The sequence below is a fragment of the Variovorax sp. 10N420 genome, assembly GCF_056394705.1.
In genome coordinates this window covers 576,364-594,331 of sequence record NZ_JBFTIJ010000004.1, presented here as the reverse complement: position 1 = coordinate 594,331, position 17,968 = coordinate 576,364, and the positions used below count along the sequence as shown (strand labels likewise).

The 17,968-nt window shown below is 63.4% G+C and carries 15 protein-coding genes; 12 read left to right on the top strand and 3 right to left on the bottom strand.

The genetic code is table 11. The annotated features are described in order from the left end of the window. Positions 1 to 376: 376 nt before the first annotated feature. Genes AC1DEK_RS13970 through AC1DEK_RS13960 form a run of 3 tightly spaced genes read left to right on the top strand, consistent with a single transcriptional unit; the run spans position 377 to position 5,126 of the window. Positions 377 to 2,299: a PrkA family serine protein kinase gene (locus AC1DEK_RS13970; protein ID WP_478125814.1), complete on the top strand. Its 1,923-nt coding sequence runs from the start codon at positions 377 to 379 to the stop codon at positions 2,297 to 2,299. Positions 2,300 to 2,328: 29 nt separating this feature from the next. Then, the gene (locus tag AC1DEK_RS13965; RefSeq protein ID WP_478125860.1) at positions 2,329 to 3,612 is read left to right on the top strand and encodes a YeaH/YhbH family protein; all 1,284 of its coding nucleotides are present in this window, start codon (positions 2,329 to 2,331) and stop codon (positions 3,610 to 3,612) included. Beyond that, positions 3,498 to 5,126, top strand: coding sequence for a SpoVR family protein (locus AC1DEK_RS13960; protein WP_478125859.1), 1,629 nt, complete (start codon positions 3,498 to 3,500; stop codon positions 5,124 to 5,126). The genes AC1DEK_RS13965 and AC1DEK_RS13960 overlap by 115 nt, the downstream gene beginning before the upstream one ends. 9 nt (positions 5,127 to 5,135) lie before the next feature. Here the strand turns inward: AC1DEK_RS13960 and AC1DEK_RS13955 are convergent, their stop codons facing one another. After that, positions 5,136 to 5,771: a DNA-3-methyladenine glycosylase I gene (locus AC1DEK_RS13955; RefSeq protein WP_478125813.1), complete on the bottom strand. Its 636-nt coding sequence runs from the start codon at positions 5,769 to 5,771 to the stop codon at positions 5,136 to 5,138. Then, on the bottom strand, positions 5,771 to 6,226 hold the full coding sequence (gene aroQ, locus AC1DEK_RS13950) for a type II 3-dehydroquinate dehydratase (protein WP_478125812.1): 456 nt from the start codon (positions 6,224 to 6,226) through the stop codon (positions 5,771 to 5,773). The genes AC1DEK_RS13955 and aroQ overlap by 1 nt, the downstream gene beginning before the upstream one ends. On the opposite strand from aroQ, the gene AC1DEK_RS13945 reads away from it, so the two are divergent. The 8 genes from AC1DEK_RS13945 to AC1DEK_RS13910 all read left to right on the top strand — a co-directional run bounded on the left by AC1DEK_RS13945 (position 6,225) and on the right by AC1DEK_RS13910 (position 16,295). Then, positions 6,225 to 6,764, top strand: coding sequence for an RbsD/FucU family protein (locus tag AC1DEK_RS13945; protein ID WP_478125811.1), 540 nt, complete (start codon positions 6,225 to 6,227; stop codon positions 6,762 to 6,764). The genes aroQ and AC1DEK_RS13945 overlap by 2 nt on opposite strands. A gap of 2 nt (positions 6,765 to 6,766) precedes the next feature. Continuing rightward, positions 6,767 to 7,603 (top strand): amidohydrolase family protein, encoded by an 837-nt coding sequence (locus AC1DEK_RS13940; protein WP_478125810.1) that lies wholly within the window; start codon positions 6,767 to 6,769, stop codon positions 7,601 to 7,603. Positions 7,604 to 7,646: 43 nt separating this feature from the next. Further along, positions 7,647 to 8,753 (top strand): S-(hydroxymethyl)glutathione dehydrogenase/class III alcohol dehydrogenase, encoded by a 1,107-nt coding sequence (locus AC1DEK_RS13935; RefSeq protein ID WP_478125809.1) that lies wholly within the window; start codon positions 7,647 to 7,649, stop codon positions 8,751 to 8,753. Positions 8,754 to 8,787: 34 nt separating this feature from the next. Next, on the top strand, positions 8,788 to 9,654 hold the full coding sequence (gene fghA, locus AC1DEK_RS13930) for an S-formylglutathione hydrolase (RefSeq protein ID WP_478125858.1): 867 nt from the start codon (positions 8,788 to 8,790) through the stop codon (positions 9,652 to 9,654). A 12-nt stretch (positions 9,655 to 9,666) separates the two neighbouring features. Continuing rightward, positions 9,667 to 10,275, top strand: coding sequence for a 3'-5' exonuclease (locus AC1DEK_RS13925; protein WP_478125808.1), 609 nt, complete (start codon positions 9,667 to 9,669; stop codon positions 10,273 to 10,275). Between the two features lie 116 nt (positions 10,276 to 10,391). Continuing rightward, positions 10,392 to 13,598 carry an efflux RND transporter permease subunit gene (locus tag AC1DEK_RS13920; RefSeq protein WP_478125807.1) on the top strand — a complete coding sequence of 1,069 codons (3,207 nt, stop codon included), beginning with the start codon at positions 10,392 to 10,394 and terminating at the stop codon, positions 13,596 to 13,598. A 4-nt stretch (positions 13,599 to 13,602) separates the two neighbouring features. Further along, on the top strand, positions 13,603 to 14,811 hold the full coding sequence (locus tag AC1DEK_RS13915; RefSeq protein ID WP_478125806.1) for an efflux RND transporter periplasmic adaptor subunit: 1,209 nt from the start codon (positions 13,603 to 13,605) through the stop codon (positions 14,809 to 14,811). Continuing rightward, positions 14,811 to 16,295, top strand: coding sequence for an efflux transporter outer membrane subunit (locus tag AC1DEK_RS13910; protein ID WP_478125805.1), 1,485 nt, complete (start codon positions 14,811 to 14,813; stop codon positions 16,293 to 16,295). Before AC1DEK_RS13915 ends, AC1DEK_RS13910 begins: the two co-directional genes overlap by 1 nt. Here the strand turns inward: AC1DEK_RS13910 and AC1DEK_RS13905 are convergent. Next, positions 16,246 to 17,340: a PA0069 family radical SAM protein gene (locus AC1DEK_RS13905; protein ID WP_478125804.1), complete on the bottom strand. Its 1,095-nt coding sequence runs from the start codon at positions 17,338 to 17,340 to the stop codon at positions 16,246 to 16,248. The genes AC1DEK_RS13910 and AC1DEK_RS13905 overlap by 50 nt on opposite strands. 132 nt (positions 17,341 to 17,472) lie before the next feature. Between AC1DEK_RS13905 and AC1DEK_RS13900 the strand changes: the two genes are divergently transcribed. Beyond that, the gene (locus tag AC1DEK_RS13900) at positions 17,473 to 17,829 is read left to right on the top strand and encodes a DOPA 4,5-dioxygenase family protein (protein ID WP_478125803.1); all 357 of its coding nucleotides are present in this window, start codon (positions 17,473 to 17,475) and stop codon (positions 17,827 to 17,829) included. Positions 17,830 to 17,968: the final 139 nt, after the last annotated feature.

The following is a 17,968-nucleotide window of genomic DNA, read 5'->3' as shown; positions in this document are numbered from 1 at the left end:
ATAGAAATAGATCTTCAAGATATATGGAAAGCACCGACAGCCGCACGCGACGAAACCGGACAGGTTACGCTGGTGTGGACGCGTGAGCATCTTGTGCATCTCGTGCGGGAGGTCCGCCATGCGCGTCATGCGGACTTGGAAATTGCGATTGATCGAGGTTCGTGCAACTTTTACTCTGAACTTTCCAACTTCGTTGTGGTTCTTATCCGAAAAGCAATTTGCTGGACGCGTTCTTTGTTCTATGCTTTGAGCGAGTTCCTGCTTGAGGAGTTAATCCAAAGCGTGCACACATCACCTGGCACCATTCCTGCGAACGATGCAACGTGTGCAGCACGGAGACTCCGGGCAGCGCCCCGCTGACTCGATGGAGGTGTCTATGGATGTCATCAGTAACTTCGCCGCTCGTTACGAGCGTACGCGCGAAGAGGTCCTGTCCCTGCAGGAATATCTTGAGGTCTGCAAGCGGGAGCCCATGGCGTACGCCACCGCGGCCGAGCGCATGCTCGAAGCCATCGGCGAGCCCGAACTGGTGGACACTCGAAACGACCCTCGCCTGTCGCGAATCTTCGCGAACAAGGTGATCAAGATCTACCCTGCGTTCCGCGAGTTCTACGGCATGGAAGATGCCATCGAACAGGTGGTGTCGTACTTCCGGCACGGCGCGCAGGGCCTCGAGGAAAAAAAGCAGATCCTCTATCTGCTTGGCCCCGTGGGCGGCGGCAAGAGTTCCATCGCGGAGCGTCTCAAGCAGCTCATGGAACACGTGCCCTTCTACTCCATCAAGGGCTCGCCGGTGAATGAATCGCCGCTCGGTCTCTTCGATGCGTCGGAAGACGGCGAGATCCTCGAGAAGGAATACGGCATCCCGCGCCGCTACCTGCAACGCATTCTGTCGCCATGGGCGGTGAAGCGGCTCGAAGAGTACGGCGGGGACATCCGCAAGTTCCAGGTGGTCAAGCGCTACCCCTCGGTGCTGCGGCAGATCGCGGTCGCCAAGACCGAGCCTGGCGATGAGAACAACCAGGACATCTCGTCGCTGGTCGGCAAGATCGACATCCGCAAGCTGGAGGACTACGCGCAGGACGATCCTGACGCCTACGCCTACTCCGGCGGCCTCTGCCTCGCCAACCAGGGCCTGCTCGAATTCGTCGAGATGTTCAAGGCGCCCATCAAGGTGCTGCATCCGCTGTTGACGGCCACCCAGGAAGGCAACTTCAAGGGCACTGAAGGCTTCGGCGCCATTCCGTTCGACGGCATCGTGCTCGCGCACAGCAACGAGAGCGAGTGGAAGGCCTTCCGCAACAACAAGAACAATGAAGCGTTTCTCGATCGGATCTACATCGTCAAGGTGCCGTACTGCCTGCGTGTGTCCGAAGAGATCAAGATCTATGAGAAGCTGGTGCGCAACTCATCACTGGCGCATGCGCCCTGCGCGCCTGGAACGCTACGCATGATGGCGCAGTTCTCGGTGCTCACGCGCCTGAAGGAGCCCGAGAACTCCAGCATCTTCAGCAAGATGCAGGTCTACGACGGCGACAACCTGAAGGACACCGACCCCAAGGCCAAGTCCATTCAGGAGTACCGCGACTACGCGGGTGTCGACGAAGGCATGAGCGGTGTCTCGACACGCTTCGCGTTCAAGATCATCTCGAAGGTCTTCAACTTCGACAGCAGCGAGGTCGCGGCGAATCCGGTGCACCTGATGTATGTGCTCGAACAACAAATCGAGCGCGAGCAGTTCGCGCCCGAGACCGAGCAGAAGTACCTGTCGTACATCAAGGAGCTGATGGCGCCGCGCTATGCGGAGTTCATCGGCAAGGAGATCCAGACGGCGTACCTCGAAAGCTACTCGGAGTACGGCCAGAACATCTTCGACCGTTACGTCACCTACGCCGACTACTGGATCCAGGACCAGGAGTACCGCGACCAGGACACGGGAGAAGTCTTCGACCGTGGATCGCTCAACGCAGAACTGGAAAAGATCGAAAAGCCCGCGGGCATCAGCAATCCCAAGGACTTCCGAAACGAAATCGTCAACTTCGTGCTGCGCGCGCGCGCCGGCAATGCAGGCAAGAACCCGCTGTGGACCAGCTATGAAAAGCTCCGCACGGTGATCGAGAAGAAGATGTTCTCGAACACCGAAGAGCTTCTGCCGGTCATCAGCTTCAATGCCAAGAGCAGCGCCGACGAGCTCAAGAAGCACGAGGATTTCGTCAATCGCATGGTGCAGAAGGGCTACACCGCCAAGCAGGTGCGTCTGCTGTGCGAATGGTATTTGCGCGTACGCAAGAGTTCATGATGAGTTGAAGAAGGAGGTCTGGCGTGGCAATGCTGCAGCAGATCATCGACCGTCGGTTGTCAGGCAAGAACAAGTCCATCGGCAACCGCGAGCGTTTCCTGCGGCGCTATCGCGAGCAGATCGGCGAAGCCGTGCGGCGCGCGGTCAGCGGCCGCGGCATCCGCGATCTCGAGCAGGGCGAGGACATCACGCTCCCCAAGCGCGATGTGTCGGAGCCTGTGTTCGGTCACGGCCAGGGCGGCGACCGTGAATATGTGCATCCGGGCAACAAGGAGTACGTCAAGGGCGATCGCATCGAACGGCCGCAGGGCGGCGGCGGCTCTGGCAGCGGCTCGCAGGCCGGTGACGGCGAAGGCGGCGAGGACGATTTCGTCTTCCGCCTGACAAAGGAAGAGTTCATGCGGGTCTTCTTCGAAGACCTCGCCCTGCCCCATCTGGTTCGCACGCAGCTGGCCGAAGTCCCCGAGTGGAAGAGCCATCGGGCTGGCTTCGTAAGCGACGGCAACCCGAGCAACCTGCATGTCGTGCGCTCGATGCGTGGCGCGCTGGCGCGACGCATCGCGCTCGGCGGCGACTCCCGGCGCGAGATCCGCGAACTCGAAGCGCACCTGCTTCATCTGCAGCGCAGCCCCCGTGTCGCCGATGCCCTCGTGCAGCGTGAAATCCGCGAAACCGAAGCCAAGCTCGAAGAGTTGCGCAGCAAGGCCAAGCACGTGCCTTTCCTCGATCCGATCGACCTGCGCTATCGCAATCGCGTGCGGGTGCCGGTTCCTTCCGCCAAGGCGGTGATGTTCTGCCTGATGGACGTCTCGGGTTCAATGGACGAGTCGCGCAAGGACATGTCCAAGCGCTTCTTCATGCTGCTGTACATGTTCCTGACGCGGCACTACGAGAAGATCGACCTGGTCTTCATCCGCCACCACACACAGGCTGCCGAAGTCACCGAAGAAGAGTTCTTCCACGCGACGGAGACGGGCGGCACAGTCGTTTCGAGCGCACTGACGCTGATGCTCGACATCGTTCGGGCGCGCTATCCGAGCAGCGAATGGAACATCTACGGTGCGCAGGCCAGTGACGGCGACAACTGGCACCAGGACAGCGGCCGTTGCCGCGAACTCCTGAGCGAACACCTGTTGCCGCTGGTGCGCTACTACGCCTATGTGCAGGTTGCCGAAGCCGAACAGAACATGTGGGAGGAATACAGCCAGCTGATCGACTCGCACAAGAACTTCGCGATGCGCAAGGTTTCCGACGCGCAGGACATCTATCCGGTGTTCCGCGAGTTGTTCAAGAAAGAAAGAGGACCGGCGTGAACGAAAAGACACGAACGCCCTTGCCCAGTCCTTCGGACTGGACTTTCGAGCTGATAGAGCAATACCACGGCGAGATCGCCCGGGTGGCGCGCGGCTACAAGCTGGACACCTACCCCAACCAGCTCGAGATCATCACCGCCGAGCAGATGATGGACGCCTATGCCTCAGTGGGCATGCCGGTCATCTATCGCCACTGGTCATACGGCAAGCAGTTCATCTCGACCGAGAAGAACTATCGCCGCGGCCACATGGGACTGGCCTACGAGATCGTCATCAACTCCGATCCGTGCATCGCCTATCTGATGGAAGAGAACACCATGGCGATGCAGTCGCTGGTGATCGCCCATGCCGCCTACGGCCACAACAGCTTCTTCAAGGGCAACTATCTCTTCAAGATGTGGACGGACGCGTCCTCGATCATCGACTATCTCGTCTACGCGCGGCACTACATCAGCGAATGCGAGGAGCGCCATGGGGTGTCGGCGGTCGAAGACCTGATCGACTCCTGCCATGCGCTGATGAATCACGGGGTCGACCGCTATCGCCGTCCTCAACGGCTGTCCCTCAGCCAGGAACAGGCACGCCGCGAGGAACGCGAGCATCACCTCCAGCAACAGGTGAATGACCTCTGGCGCACGCTGCCCAAACGCGCCGGCCGCACCGCCGAGGAAGAAGAAGCAGCCAAGCGCTTCCCGGCAGAGCCGCAGGAAAACCTTCTCTACTTCATCGAGAAAAACGCACCATTGTTGGAGCCTTGGCAACGCGAAGTGGTGCGTATCGTGCGCAAGATCGGGCAGTACTTTTATCCGCAGCGGCAGACGCAGGTCATGAACGAGGGCTGGGCAACCTTCTGGCACTACACGCTGCTCAACACGCTCTATGACGAAGGCCTGCTGGCGGACGGTTTCATGATGGAGTGGCTGCAGTCGCACACCAACGTTGTCTTTCAGCCGCCGATCGGCCATCGGGCTTACAGCGGCATCAACCCTTATGCGCTCGGTTTCGCGATGTACACCGATCTGCGGCGCATCTGCGAGAAGCCGACCGAAGAAGACAAGCGCTGGTTCCCGGACATCGCTGGATCCGACTGGCAGACGTCGCTCGACTATGCGATGCGCAATTTCAAGGACGAGAGCTTCATCGGGCAGTTCCTGTCGCCCAAGCTGATGCGGGACTTCCGCTTTTTTGCGGTCAGCGACAAAGAAAGCGAATCCGAGCTCGAGGTGTCGGCCATCCACGACGACAGCGGCTACCGCCAATTGCGCGAATCGCTGTCACGCCAGTACGACCTGAACCATCGCGAGCCCAACATCCAGGTCTGGAGCGTGAACCTGCGCGGCGACCGCTCTCTCACGCTGCGCCACACGCAGCACAACAACCGTCCCCTGCACGACGACTCGCAAGAGGTGCTCAAGCACGTCGCGCGGCTGTGGGGCTTCGACGTACACCTCGAAAGCGTCGACAGCCAAGGCCGGATCAGCCACCGGAAAGTGTCGGGGCCGCAGGCGGCTTGAGGCAGTTGCTCAGCGCGGAAGCTTCAGCTTGGCGCGGGCGGCCAACGCCGACTCGCGCGCATGGCAGCCTTCGACGTGATCGTTGACCAGGCCCATCGCCTGCATGAATGCATAGACGGTCGTCGGGCCGACGAAGCTCCAGCCGCGCTTCTTCAGGTCTTTCGACATCGCGATCGACTCGGCGGATGTGGTCATCTCTCGCAGCGCGTCATGCGTGATGCGCTTCGGCCGCGTCGCCACATCCGGCTCAAAGCGCCACGCGTAGGCCGCGAGAGAGCCGAATTCCTCTCGCAGTTCGATCACGCGCTTGGCGTTGTTGATGGTTGATTCGATCTTGCCGCGATGCCGCACGATGCCAACATCGGCCAGCAGGCGCTCGATGTCCTTGGCGCCAAAGCGCGCCACGCGCTCGGCATCGAACTGCGCAAAGCCGCGCCTGAAGGCTTCGCGCTTGTTGAGAATCGTCAGCCAGCTCAAGCCCGCCTGAAAGCCCTCGAGGCACAGCTTCTCGAAAAGCCGGCGATCGTCCGTGACCGGAAAGCCCCACTCGCTGTCGTGATAGTCCTGGTAAGTCTGGGTCGATTCGCACCAGCGGCAGCGCAGGGTGCCATCGGGTGCCTCGAAGAGCCCTGCTTGCGTGCTCATCAGGCGGCGGCGCTCACGCGCACCAGCGCTTCGATCGCGAGCGGATAGCCCTTCACGCCGAACCCGACGATGATCCCGCGCGCGGCTGGCGAGATGTATGAGTGATGCCTGAATTCCTCCCGCGCATGCACGTTCGAGATATGAAGCTCGACAAGCGGAACGCTCGCCCCCTTGATCGCATCGTGCAACGCCACGGACGTGTGTGTGTAGGCGCCCGGGTTCATCACCACGCCGAGCATGCGGCCAGCGGCGACCTCCCGACCGGCTTCATGGATCCAGTCGATGAGCATGCCTTCGTGATTGCTCTGGCGGCACTCGATCTCCACACCGACCTTGGCCCCCGCTTCCTGGCACATCCGCTCGACATCCGCGAGAGTTTCGTGCCCGTATTGCGCAGGCTCACGCGTTCCGAGCAGATTGAGATTGGGGCCATTGAGGACGAGGATCTTTATCATGGCCCGTTTTTATCAGGTGTCGCAGCGCTCTACCACCAGTGCCAGTGCTACTGAACCTCTGGCCCTGGCCTCTGGATCCGCGGTAAAACACGCCATGCTGAAAACACTGGACCCCCTGCTCGGCGCCGACCTGCTTTACCTGCTGGCCTCGATGGGCCATGGCGACGAGATTGCCGTCGTCGACGCCAACTTTCCGGCAGCGGCTTGTGCGCGCAGGCTGGTGCGCATGGACGGCTGCGCCGCCGTGCCGGTGGTTCAGGCCGTGCTGAGCATTTTGCCGATCGACGATTTTGTCGACGCGCCGCTCGCCACCATGGCGGTGGTCGGGTCACCTGACGAAGTCCCGGACATCGTGCGCGAATTTCAGACGGCGGCCGAACAGGCGGAGGGCCGCGCGCTCAGCGCCGAATCGCTGCCTCGCGAAAGTTTCTATGCCAGAGCCCGCGAAGCCTTCGCGATCGTGCAGACCGGGGAAACGCGCCTGTACGGCAATGTGCTTTTGCGAAAAGGCGTCGTACGCGCAAAAGCCCAGGCTTGACCATGCGCATCGATTCGCACCAGCACTATTGGTCGCCGGCCTTTGGCGACTACGGCTGGCTGGAAGACACGCCTGCGCTGCACCCGATCCACCGAGATTTCGCCCCGGCCGATCTCGCACCCTTCCTCGATGCGGCCGGCATCGAAGGCACGGTGCTGGTGCAGGCGGCGCCGACAGAGGCCGAAACGTGGCGCCTGCTGACGCTGGCCGCTGACCCGGCCAGCCGTGTGCGCGCAGTCGTAGGCTGGACGGATCTTGCGGCGGCAGACGCGCCCCAGCGCATCCGCCGACTTGCGCAAGCGCCCTTGTTCAAGGGATTGCGTCCGATGCTGCAGGACTTGCCTGATGCGCAATGGATTCTCGACCCGCGCCTCGGACCGGCGATCCAGACGATGACGGAGCTTGGTTTGCGCCTGGACCTCCTGATCAAGCCTCACCAGATCGGACCCGCATTGGCGTTCGCGCAGCGCCATCCCGAGTTGCCGATGGTGATCGACCATGCCGCCAAGCCGGACATCGCACACGGCCAGTTCGAGTCCTGGGCCGGCGACATCGCGGAATTCGCGCGCTCCACGCCCGTTTTCTGCAAGCTTTCGGGCCTCGCCGCAGAGGCCGGACCCGGCTGGGGCACGGCCACCCTGCGCCCGTACGTTGATCATCTGCTTCGGCATTTCGGCCCCTCGCGGCTGATGTGGGGCAGCGATTGGCCGGTGTTGAACCTCGCAGGCAGCTATCAAGCGTGGATGAGCGCCACGCTCGAATTGCTCGACGCCCTTTCGCCTGCCGAACAGGATCAGATACTGGGTGCGAATGCGGCCAGGTTCTATGGCATAAAGTGACGCATCGGGGACGTCCCCGCATCTTCACTTTTCCTGTCTTGCCATGAAAACCAAAGCCGCCGTCGCGTGGAAATCCGCCGCGCCCCTGACCATCGAAACCGTCGACCTCGAGGGCCCCCGCTTCGGCGAAGTGCTGGTCGAAATCAAGGCCACGGGCATCTGCCACACCGACTACTACACGCTCTCCGGCGCTGACCCGGAAGGCATCTTCCCCGCCATCCTCGGCCATGAGGGCGCAGGCATCGTGGTCGACGTCGGCCCCGGCGTCACCACCCTCAAGAAGGGCGACCACGTCATCCCGCTCTACACGCCGGAATGCCGCCAGTGCAAGTTCTGCCTGTCGCGCAAAACCAACCTGTGCCAGCTCATCCGCGGCACGCAAGGCAAGGGCCTGATGCCTGACGGCAGCAGCCGCTTCAGCATCGACGGCAAACCCATCTTTCACTACATGGGCACCAGCACCTTCAGCAACTACACAGTGGCGCCCGAGATTTCGCTGGCCAAGATCCGCGAAGACGCACCCTTCGACAAGGTCTGCTACATCGGCTGCGGCGTGACCACCGGTATCGGCGCGGTGATCTTCACGGCCAAGGTGGAAGCAGGCGCGAACGTTGTGGTCTTCGGTCTCGGCGGCATCGGCCTGAACGTGATCCAGGGCGCCAGGATGGTTGGCGCCGACAAGATCATCGGCGTGGACCTGAACCCCGCGCGCGAGGCAATGGCACGCAAGTTCGGCATGACGCATTTCATCAACCCGAAGGACACGCCCAATGTGGTGGACGCCATCGTGCAGCTCACCGATGGGGGCGCCGACTACAGCTTTGAATGCATCGGCAACACGCAGGTGATGCGCCAGGCGCTCGAATGCACGCACAAGGGTTGGGGCCGAAGCATCATCATCGGCGTGGCCGAAGCGGGCGCGGAGATCAGTACGCGGCCGTTCCAGCTCGTCACTGGCCGCAAGTGGGAAGGCTCGGCCTTCGGCGGGGCGCGCGGACGCACCGATGTGCCGAAGATCGTCGACTGGTACATGGAAAACAAGATCAACATCGACGATCTCATCACGCACACCATGCCGCTGGAAGACATCAACAAGGGCTTCGACCTGATGAAGCGCGGCGAATCGATTCGCGGAGTCGTTCTTTACTAGTCGGGCAAGGAGCACGGCCATGAAGCGCATGGAAATGACCGACAGCCTGAAGACTCTCTCTGAACACCGTTGCTTTGGCGGGGTGCAAAGCTTTCACGAACACCCGTCCCGCGAGATCGGCCTGCCGATGCGGTTCTCGACTTTTCTGCCGCCGCAGGCGGAACGCGGTCCGGTGCCGGCGCTTGTCTATCTTGCCGGCCTGACCTGCAACGAGGAAACCTTCATGGTCAAGGCGGGCGCGCAGCGCGTGGCCGCTGAACTCGGGCTCGCTCTCATTGCACCGGACACCAGCCCAAGAGGACCGAAGGCAGAAGGCATCGAAGGCGCGTCTTCGAGTTGGGACTTCGGCATCGGCGCCGGTTTCTATCTCGACGCGACGTCCGCTCCATGGGCCGAACACTGGCGCATTGAAAGCTGGCTGATGAACGAGCTGCTGCCTCTGGCAACGCAGGCGCTGCCCATCGATGTGAAGCGCATCGGCATCTTCGGCCACTCGATGGGCGGACACGGCGCGCTCACGCTCGCGTTGCGGCATCCCGGCCGATTCAAGTCGCTTTCGGCGTTTGCGCCGATCTGCGCACCGAGCCAATGCCCGTGGGGCGAAAAGGCGTTCAGCGGCTACCTCGGGGAGGATCGCGATGCGTGGCTCGCCCATGACGCATCGGCACTGATGCAATCGCAGACCGAGCCGCCCTTCCCCGGCGGCATCCTCATCGACCAGGGGCTTGCCGACAAGTTTCTCGCCGAGCAGTTGCATCCGCATGTGTTCGAGGCCGCCTGCCGCGCGGCCGGCCAGCCTCTCACGCTGAGGCGCCATGAAGGCTATGACCACGGCTATTACTTCATCCAGAGCTTTGTCGCCGAGCACCTCGCGCGCCACGACAAGTTGCTGCGAGCCTGAGCGGCTTCCTGAATGAACGACAGCCTTCACCCGCTACCCGAACGCGAGCAGATCGCGCTGCTTCAACCCTTCGAAGGCCTTGGCCTTCGGGACATCAGGGTGGTCGCCACGCAGCAAGACGCCGAAGCCGCGGCCACCGCGCTCCTGGCCAGTCGCGTCGTGGGCTTCGACACCGAATCGAAGCCGACCTTCGCGAAGTTCGAAGTCTCCAGCGGGCCGCACGTCGTGCAGTTCGCGACACCGTCCGAGGCATGGCTGTTCCAGCTGCACCGCACCGAACTGCATGGCGTGCTCCGCGAGTTGCTGGCCTCGGCGGATCTGCTGAAGGCCGGCTTCGGGCTCTCCAGCGACTTGAGCCTGATCCGTCAGCGGCTGGACATCGAGCCTCGTTCCGTGTTCGACATCGATTCGGAATTCCGCCGCCGCGGTTATCGCAAGTCCATTGGCGTGAAGACCGCAATCGCGCTTGTCTTCGATCAGCGCTTCGTCAAGTCGCGCAAGGCAACCACTTCGAACTGGGCCAACCGGCAGCTCACCGATGCGCAGCTGCGCTATGCAGCCAACGACGCCTATGCGGCAATCCGCGTGTTCGATGCCCTCGGGTTGCGCCAAGGCGCTTGAGCGAAGCCAGAGAGCCAGCCAAGCCAGCCGAGGGAACGTAAAGGTGCTGCGCCGGCTCAATGGCGCAGGTCATCTCTCTTTATGATGGCGGCCTCTTCTTGCAGAAGTAACAAGTCGTGTCCATGGTCCAACTGGCTCTGCGTCGTCCATACACCTTCATCGTGATGGCGATGCTGATCGTGTTGGCCACTCCATTCGTGCTGCTGCGGATGGCGACCGACATCTTTCCGGAAATCAACATTCCGGTCATCAGCATCATCTGGAACTACGGCGGCCTGCCGGCGCAAGAGATGGGGCAGCGCATTTCGGGCCAAACCGAGCGCGGGCTGACGACGACAGTCAGCGACATCGAGCACATCGAATCGCAATCCCTGGCCGGCGTGTCGGTCATCAAGGTGTTTTTCCAGCCGACCGCGAGCATCGAGACTGCCATTGCGCAGGTCGTCGCTTCGATGCAGACGCAGGTGCGCCAGTTGCCGCCGGGCATCACGCCGCCGCTGGTGATCAAGTATTCGGCATCGAGCATTCCGGTGGTTCAGCTGGCGTTGTCCAGTCCCACCAGGGCCGAGAACGCGCTGTTCGACGCCGCCATCAACCAGTTGCGGCCGCAACTCATCACGGTGCCGGGCGCGGCGGTTCCTTTTCCGTACGGTGGCAAGAACCGGGTGATCTCGGTCGATCTCGACACGCAGGCGCTGCAGGCGCGCGGCCTCTCGCCGGCCGACGTCGTCAATGCGGTCAACGCGCAGAACCTCATCCTGCCCTCGGGGACCGTCAAGTTCGGTGCCACCGAATACAGCGTGCGCATGAACGGTTCGCCCGAAGCCATCGCGGGCCTCAATGATTTGCCGGTGCGCACCACGGGCGGCGCCACGACCTACCTGCGCGACGTGGCCTATGTGCGCGACGGCTTTTCGCCGCAAACCAATGTGGTGCGACAGGACGGCGTGCGCGGCGTGCTGCTGTCGGTGCTCAAGAACGGCGGCGCCTCGACGCTGGACATCGTCTCCAACATCCGCGCCCTGTTGCCGGCCGCTGCGCAAGGAATGCCGGCGGACATCAAGGTGACGCCGCTGTTCGACCAGTCGGTCTTTGTCAAAACCGCAGTGAAGGGGGTTGTGTTCGAGGCCCTCATCGCCGCGGCGCTGACTGCGGCGATGGTGCTGCTCTTCCTCGGCAACTGGCGCAGCACGCTGATCATCGGGCTGACCATTCCGCTGTCGATCCTGGCGTCGATCCTCGTGCTCTATGCCTTGGGCCAGACGCTCAATCTGATGACGCTCGGCGGCCTTGCGCTCTCCGTCGGCATTCTGGTCGACCAGGCGATCGTGACCATCGAGAACATCGAGCGCCACCTGCACATGGGCACGGAACTGAACGAAGCCATCCTCGTCGGCGCGGGCGAAATCGGGCCGGCGGCATTCGTCTCGACACTGTGCATCTGCATCGTCTTCGTGCCGATGTTCTTTTTGTCGGGCGTGGCGCGATTCCTCTTCGTGCCGCTGGCGGAGGCCGTCGTGTTCGCCATGCTGGCGTCCTACCTGCTCTCGCGAACGCTGGTGCCAACGCTCGTCATGCTGCTGATGGGCGGCGTCCATGCCAAGGCGGCCGCCGACGCGAACCCGAGCATGCTGCAACGCGTCTACCGGAGCTTCGACGCGCGGTTCGAGCGAGTACGCCGCGCCTATACGCTGGTGCTCTCGGCCGTGCTGTCGCGCCGCAACCGCTTCATCGCCCTCTTCCTGGGCTTCTGCCTGCTGTCGTGCCTGCTGTATCCGGTGCTCGGCCGGGACTTCTTCCCGAGTGTGGACGCAGGCCAGATCCGCCTGCACATGCGCGCACCCACCGGCACCCGCATCGAGGAAACAGCCCGACTTGCGGATCAGGTGGAAGCCGTCATCCGCGAACTGGTGCCCCACGACCAGCTCGAAACCATCCTGGACAACCTGGGCGTGCCCAACAGCGGCATCAATCTGTCCTACAGCAACGCCGGCACCATCGGGACGCTCGACGGCGAGATCCTGCTTTCGTTGCGCGAAGGCCATCGCCCCACCGAGGAATTCGTATCGCTGCTGCGTGCCGAATTGCCCAAGCGTTTTCCGGGTACGGAGTTCTTTTTCCAGCCGGCGGACATCGTCACGCAGATTCTCAACTTCGGCTTGCCAGCGGCCATCGACGTGCAGTTCAGCGGCAACGACCTCAACGGCAATGCAGCACGCGCGGCGGAGTTGGTGAAGGCCATCCGGCAGATCCCCGGCGCAGTCGATGCCCACGTCCATCAGCGCCTGGACGGACCAGGTCTCAATCTGCAGATGGATCGGACGCGCCTACAGCAGTTCGGATTGACCGCGGCCAACGTCGGGCAGAACGTGCTGATCGCGCTGTCCGGCAGTTCGCAGACGGCGCCGGCCTTCTGGCTCAACCCTCAGAACGGCGTGGCCTACAGCGTTGCGGTGCAATCGCCCCAATACACAGTGGACTCCCTCGATTCCCTGCTCAACATTCCGGTGGCGTCCGGCTCGGGTGGCGCGGGGAGCGGCGCGCCTCAATTGCTCGGCAATCTCGTCGACGCGCAAGCGGGCCGGCAACCGGCGGTCGCATCGCGCTACAACATCGCGCCGGTGATCGACGTCTATGTCAGCGTGCAGGGCACGGACCTCGCGAGCGTCGCTTCGAAGGTCAAAGCGCTGGTGGACGACATGCGGCCCAAGCTCTCGCGCGGCAGCCAGGTGACCCTTCGCGGGCAGGTCCAGACGATGCAGTCGTCCTTCATCGGCCTGGGGGTCGGACTGGCGATGGCGATCGTGCTGGTCTATCTGCTGATCGTGGTGACCTTCCAGTCGTGGATCGATGCGGCCATCATCATCACGGCGCTGCCGGCTGCGCTGGCCGGCATCGCATGGATGTTGTTCATCACGGGCACCACGCTCAGCGTGCCGGCGTTGACCGGCGCGATCATGACCATGGGCGTGGCGACCGCCAACAGCATCTTGTTGATCGCATTCGCGCGAGAGCGATTGGCGGCAGGCATACCGCCGTTGTCGGCCGCACTCGAAGCGGGCGCGACGCGCATCCGTCCGGTGCTGATGACGGCGCTGGCGATGATCATCGGCATGATCCCGATGGCGCTCGGCCTCGGCGAAGGCGCCGAGCAGAACGCGCCACTGGGCCGCGCAGTGATCGGCGGCCTGCTCTTCGCGACGGTGTCGACACTCTTCTTCGTGCCGGCCGTCTTCGCAGAAATCCACAGCCGCCGCGCTCATCGCCAGGCGGCGCGCCAAGCCACACCACCTTCGCTCGGGGCCGAGCCCCAGGAGACCTGACCCCATGACGGAGCAACGCCACGCGGCACTGGGCATCCACCCCATCGCCGCCGACGAAGACGGCGATCACCACGAGTTGCCCCGCAGGCGCCAGATCGTCCGGCGCACGCGCATCGCCGTGCTGATCGTGCTGGCGCTTCTCACCATCGGCGCGGCGCGGATCGTGTTCGTTCGCATGAGCAATGCGCGCGCACTCGAAATAGGCACCGCCGAGCGCGCAGCCCAATACGTCAAGACTGCACTGCCCCAAACACCCGCCGCCGGCCAGACACTCGCGTTGCCGGGCACCTTGCAAGGCTATGTGCAGTCGCCGATTTCGGCGCGCGCCAGCGGTTACCTACGCCGGTGGACCAAGGACATCGGCAGCCATGTCGAAAAGGGCGATCTGCTCGCGGAGATCGAAACCCCCGAGATCGACCAGCAGCTTTCGCAGGGCATCGCCGCGCGCCAGCAAGCCGCGTCCAGTCTCGACCTGGCGAAGAGCACCGTCGCGCGTTGGGAAAACCTGCGCAAGAAGGATGTGGTTTCGCAGCAGGACCTTGACGAACGCCGCAGCGCCCTCGCGCAGGCCACCGCCAACGTCGCGGCGGCGGACGCCAACGTCCAGCGCCTGAAGCAGACCGAAGGATTCAAGCGCGTGCTGGCGCCCTTCGCCGGAATGATCACGCGGCGCAATGTCGACGTCGGCGACCTGATCGACGCGGGCAGCGGGCGGTCCTTGTTCCTGCTCGCGCAGACCGACCCGTTGCGCGTCTACATCAACGTGCCGCAAGCCTATGCGCAACTCATCAAGGCGGGGCAGCCTGTGATCGTCACGCAAGCCGAACTGCGCGACCAACGCTTTCAGGGCGAGGTGGCACGGACGTCGGGCGCCATCGACAGCGCCACCCGGATGATGCAGGTCGAGGTCTCGCTGCCCAACAAGGACGGCGTCTTACTGCCTGGCGCTTACGTGCAGGTGTCGCTGCCGCTTGCCGCGAGCAAATCACTGACGATTCCGGCCAACGCGCTGCTCTTCAGGGCCGAAGGCACCCGGGTTGCGGTCGTCGATGCACAAGGAAAAGTCCACCTGCGCCCGATCAATCTCGGACGCAACTATGGCGAGACCGTGGAAGTGCTCGATGGAATCTCGGGCACCGATCGGCTGGTGCTGAATCCTTCCGACTCGCTGGCCGAAGGCGACGTTGTCGTGGTGGCCAAGGAACCAGCGTGATGTTCGTGCGAGCCGCGCTGATCGCGCTGGCGGTTGCAGCCGTGGCTGGATGCGCCGTCGGGCCGGACTACAAGAAGCCATCCTTCGACGTGCCCGTGAGCTGGCAAGTCGAAGAACCATGGCGGCAGGGGACGCCTAGCGATGCATCCGACAAGGGGCCGTGGTGGGAGCGCTTCGGCGATGCGCAGCTCAATGCGCTCGAACAGAAGGCGCTCGCTGACAGCCCCACGCTCGCCGCATCCAATGCGAGGCTTGCGCAGGCCCGCGCCACGCTCGCAGGGAGCGAGGCCGCCCGCTATCCACAACTGGGTGTCGGCACGCGCGCCCAGCGGTTCAAGATTTCGGCCAACCGTCCTTTGACCAACTATGCGGTGCCGAACCTGTCGACGGTGCAGAACGATTTCAACGTGATCTTCACGGCCAGCTATGAAGCCGATCTGGCGGGACGCGTGCAGCGATCGGTCGAAGGCGCAACGGCATCGGCTGCGCAATCGGCGGCCGACCTCGAAAACACGCGACTGCTGCTCACGACGGATCTCGCGTCGAGCTACTACAACCTGCGATCGACGGACATCGAACTCGACGTGCTGGCGCGATCGATCGAGCTTCAGCGGCGAGCGCTCCAGTTCGTCACTGACCGGCATGACTTGGGCGCGGTGTCGGGTCTGGACGTCGCGCAGCAGCAGGCGCTGCTCGACAACACGCTCGCGCAGGTCGACACGCTGAAAAAGCAGCGCTCCCAGTTCGAGCACGCGATTGCCACGCTGTCGGGAACGCCGGCGCCTTCGTTTTCCATCGCCCCGGATGTGAAGCCGCTGGCGCCGCCGGCGATTCCGATCGGCGTTCCCTCGGACGCGCTGGAGCGCCGTCCGGACGTCGCGGCGGCGGAACGCGCCATGGCCGCCGCCAATGCGCAGATCGGCGTTGCGACGGCGGCCTTCTATCCGAGCGTGATGCTGCTGCCCACCGGCGGCGTGGACAGCAGCACGCTCGCCACGCTCTTCGACGCAAGAAGCCTGCTCTGGTCGCTCGGCGTCTCGGCAACGCAGACGATCTTCGACGGCGGGCGCATCCGGTCGAATGTCGATTTCACTCGCGCGGGGTATGACGTCGCCGTGGCCAACTACCGGCGCATCGTGCTCACCGCGATGCAGGAAGCGGAAGACGGCATCACCGGCGTCGCGTCGCTCGACCATGCGTCGACGCAGGCTTTCACTGCCGTCGAAAGCGCGCGCCGCGTGCTGGACATGGCCTCCACCCGCTACCAGGGCGGCGCCACGACCTTCCTCGACGTCATCACAGCGCAGCAGGCCGTGCTCTCGACGGAGCGCCAAGCCGCGCAGATCATGGGGCAGCGCATGCAAACCTCGGTATTTCTCGTGAAGGCGCTGGGCGGCGATTGGTGCGGGGTCGAGCCGCGCGGTTCGGCGGAACTTAAAACAGACTGCCCTGCCCCACTGCGCCAGGTGGTCGGAACGCGCTGAGGTCGAGCACGATGCGATCGCGATTGAACCCGATGCGGGCCGTCGCCTTTTCGAACCGCTGACGAATCAGGTCCGCCCACAGTCCGCTGCCCTTCATGCGCGTGGCGAAATCGGCGTCGTAGTCCTTGCCGCCGCGCATTTCGCGGATGCGCGCCATGATCCGGTCCGCGCGCTGCGGGTAGTGCAGTTCGAGCCATTGCTTGAACAACGGCGCGACCTCCCATGGCAGCCGGACGACCGTGTAGAAAGCGCAGCGCGCGCCGGCATTCCAGGCGGCTTCGAGAACCTGTTCCATGTCTTCGGTCACGAAGGGAATCTGCGGCCCCACGCTCACGCCCACCGGAACGCCCGCTTCGGCTAGCGTGCGCACGGTGCGCAAGCGCCGATGCGGCGCGGCGGCGCGCGGCTCGAGCTTGCGCGCGACCTCGCCATCGAGCGTGGTGATGGTGACGTACACCGCCGCCAGATGCTCGGCCGCCATGGGTGCGATCAGGTCCAGGTCGTGCTCGACCGCGCTCGATTTCGTGACGAGGCCGAAGGGATGGTGCGTCTCCTTCAGCAATTCGATGACCGAACGAGTGAGCCGGAGTTCACGCTCAATGGGCTGGTAGCAATCGGTCGCAGTGCCGATCGCAAGGTGGCTGGGCCTGTAGCCCTTGCGGCCCAGCTCGCCGCGAAGCACCTCGACGATGTTGCGCTTGGCGATCAGCTTGGTTTCGAAGTCGAGTCCCGGCGAAAGATTGAGATAGCTGTGCGTGGGCCGGGCGAAGCAGTAGATGCACCCGTGTTCGCATCCCCTGTACGGATTGAGCGAACGGTCGAACGGAACGTCCGGGGAATCGTTGTGGCTGAGCACGGATTTGACGTCCTCGAAGCGGACCTCCGTGGCGAGCGGAGGCAATGCGTCTGCGTCGGCGGCGCCCTCTTCCAGAGTGCCCCAGCCATCGTCGAACGCATTGCGCGCGTCGCGCTCGAACCGATGCGCAAGGCGCGTGGCCGCACCTCGGCCCTTGAGGGCATGAAGAGGGATGATGGTGTCGGTCATGGCGGCGCCCCCGAAATACTGTATGGACAAACAGTATTTCACCATTTCAAGATTGCCGCAGCAAGCGCGTGTGGCGGCCGCAAGTACGTCACACGGCGTAAGCTCTGGCTCTCCTGCCCCGCCTGACCAACGATGCCGCGTCGACCTGAAAACCTCTATCCGCAATACCACGCGCACATCTATTTCGGCCCCGCAACGGTCGCGCAAGCGAAGCAGTTGGCCGAGGATGCCGGGCGCAGTCTGCTGGTCGTGGTCGGCAGGGTGCACGAGCGGCTCGTCGGTCCGCACCCGCACTGGAGTTGCCAGCTTGCTTTCGACGCTGCCGAATTCGACGAAGTAATCGGCTGGCTGGACGAGCACCGCAACGGGCTCGATGTGTTCGTCCACGGCGTCACCGGCGACGACTACACGGACCACACGGCGCACGCGATGTGGCTCGGCAACGAGTCGCCGCTCGATCTGCGCATGTTCCGCAAACCGGCGGACTGAACCAGGCCCACAAGCAACAGCGTTTCAGCGCCCCTGCGGGTGGGCTTTCGATCGCCTTGTCGCGGCGGCTTTACGTCCGACCCGCAAAAATATCTAGTACTTAATATTTAACAAAAGATACACTCCGACGCGTCTGAAT

Excerpts from the sequence above, each read along its gene's own strand:
- AC1DEK_RS13945 (WP_478125811.1), top strand. The coding sequence starts at position 6,225 with ATGGCCCGTTTTTATCAGGTGTCGCAGCGCTCTACCACCAGTGCCAGT.
- AC1DEK_RS13905 (WP_478125804.1), bottom strand. The coding sequence starts at position 17,340 with ATGACCGACACCATCATCCCTCTTCATGCCCTCAAGGGCCGAGGTGCG.
- AC1DEK_RS13970 (WP_478125814.1), top strand. The coding sequence starts at position 377 with ATGGATGTCATCAGTAACTTCGCCGCTCGTTACGAGCGTACGCGCGAA.
- aroQ (WP_478125812.1), bottom strand. The coding sequence starts at position 6,226 with ATGATAAAGATCCTCGTCCTCAATGGCCCCAATCTCAATCTGCTCGGA.
- AC1DEK_RS13900 (WP_478125803.1), top strand. The coding sequence starts at position 17,473 with ATGCCGCGTCGACCTGAAAACCTCTATCCGCAATACCACGCGCACATC.
- AC1DEK_RS13955 (WP_478125813.1), bottom strand. The coding sequence starts at position 5,771 with ATGAGCACGCAAGCAGGGCTCTTCGAGGCACCCGATGGCACCCTGCGC.
- fghA (WP_478125858.1), top strand. The coding sequence starts at position 8,788 with ATGACCGACAGCCTGAAGACTCTCTCTGAACACCGTTGCTTTGGCGGG.
- AC1DEK_RS13915 (WP_478125806.1), top strand. The coding sequence starts at position 13,603 with ATGACGGAGCAACGCCACGCGGCACTGGGCATCCACCCCATCGCCGCC.
- AC1DEK_RS13910 (WP_478125805.1), top strand. The coding sequence starts at position 14,811 with ATGTTCGTGCGAGCCGCGCTGATCGCGCTGGCGGTTGCAGCCGTGGCT.
- AC1DEK_RS13940 (WP_478125810.1), top strand. The coding sequence starts at position 6,767 with ATGCGCATCGATTCGCACCAGCACTATTGGTCGCCGGCCTTTGGCGAC.
- AC1DEK_RS13965 (WP_478125860.1), top strand. The coding sequence starts at position 2,329 with ATGCTGCAGCAGATCATCGACCGTCGGTTGTCAGGCAAGAACAAGTCC.
- AC1DEK_RS13925 (WP_478125808.1), top strand. The coding sequence starts at position 9,667 with ATGAACGACAGCCTTCACCCGCTACCCGAACGCGAGCAGATCGCGCTG.
- AC1DEK_RS13935 (WP_478125809.1), top strand. The coding sequence starts at position 7,647 with ATGAAAACCAAAGCCGCCGTCGCGTGGAAATCCGCCGCGCCCCTGACC.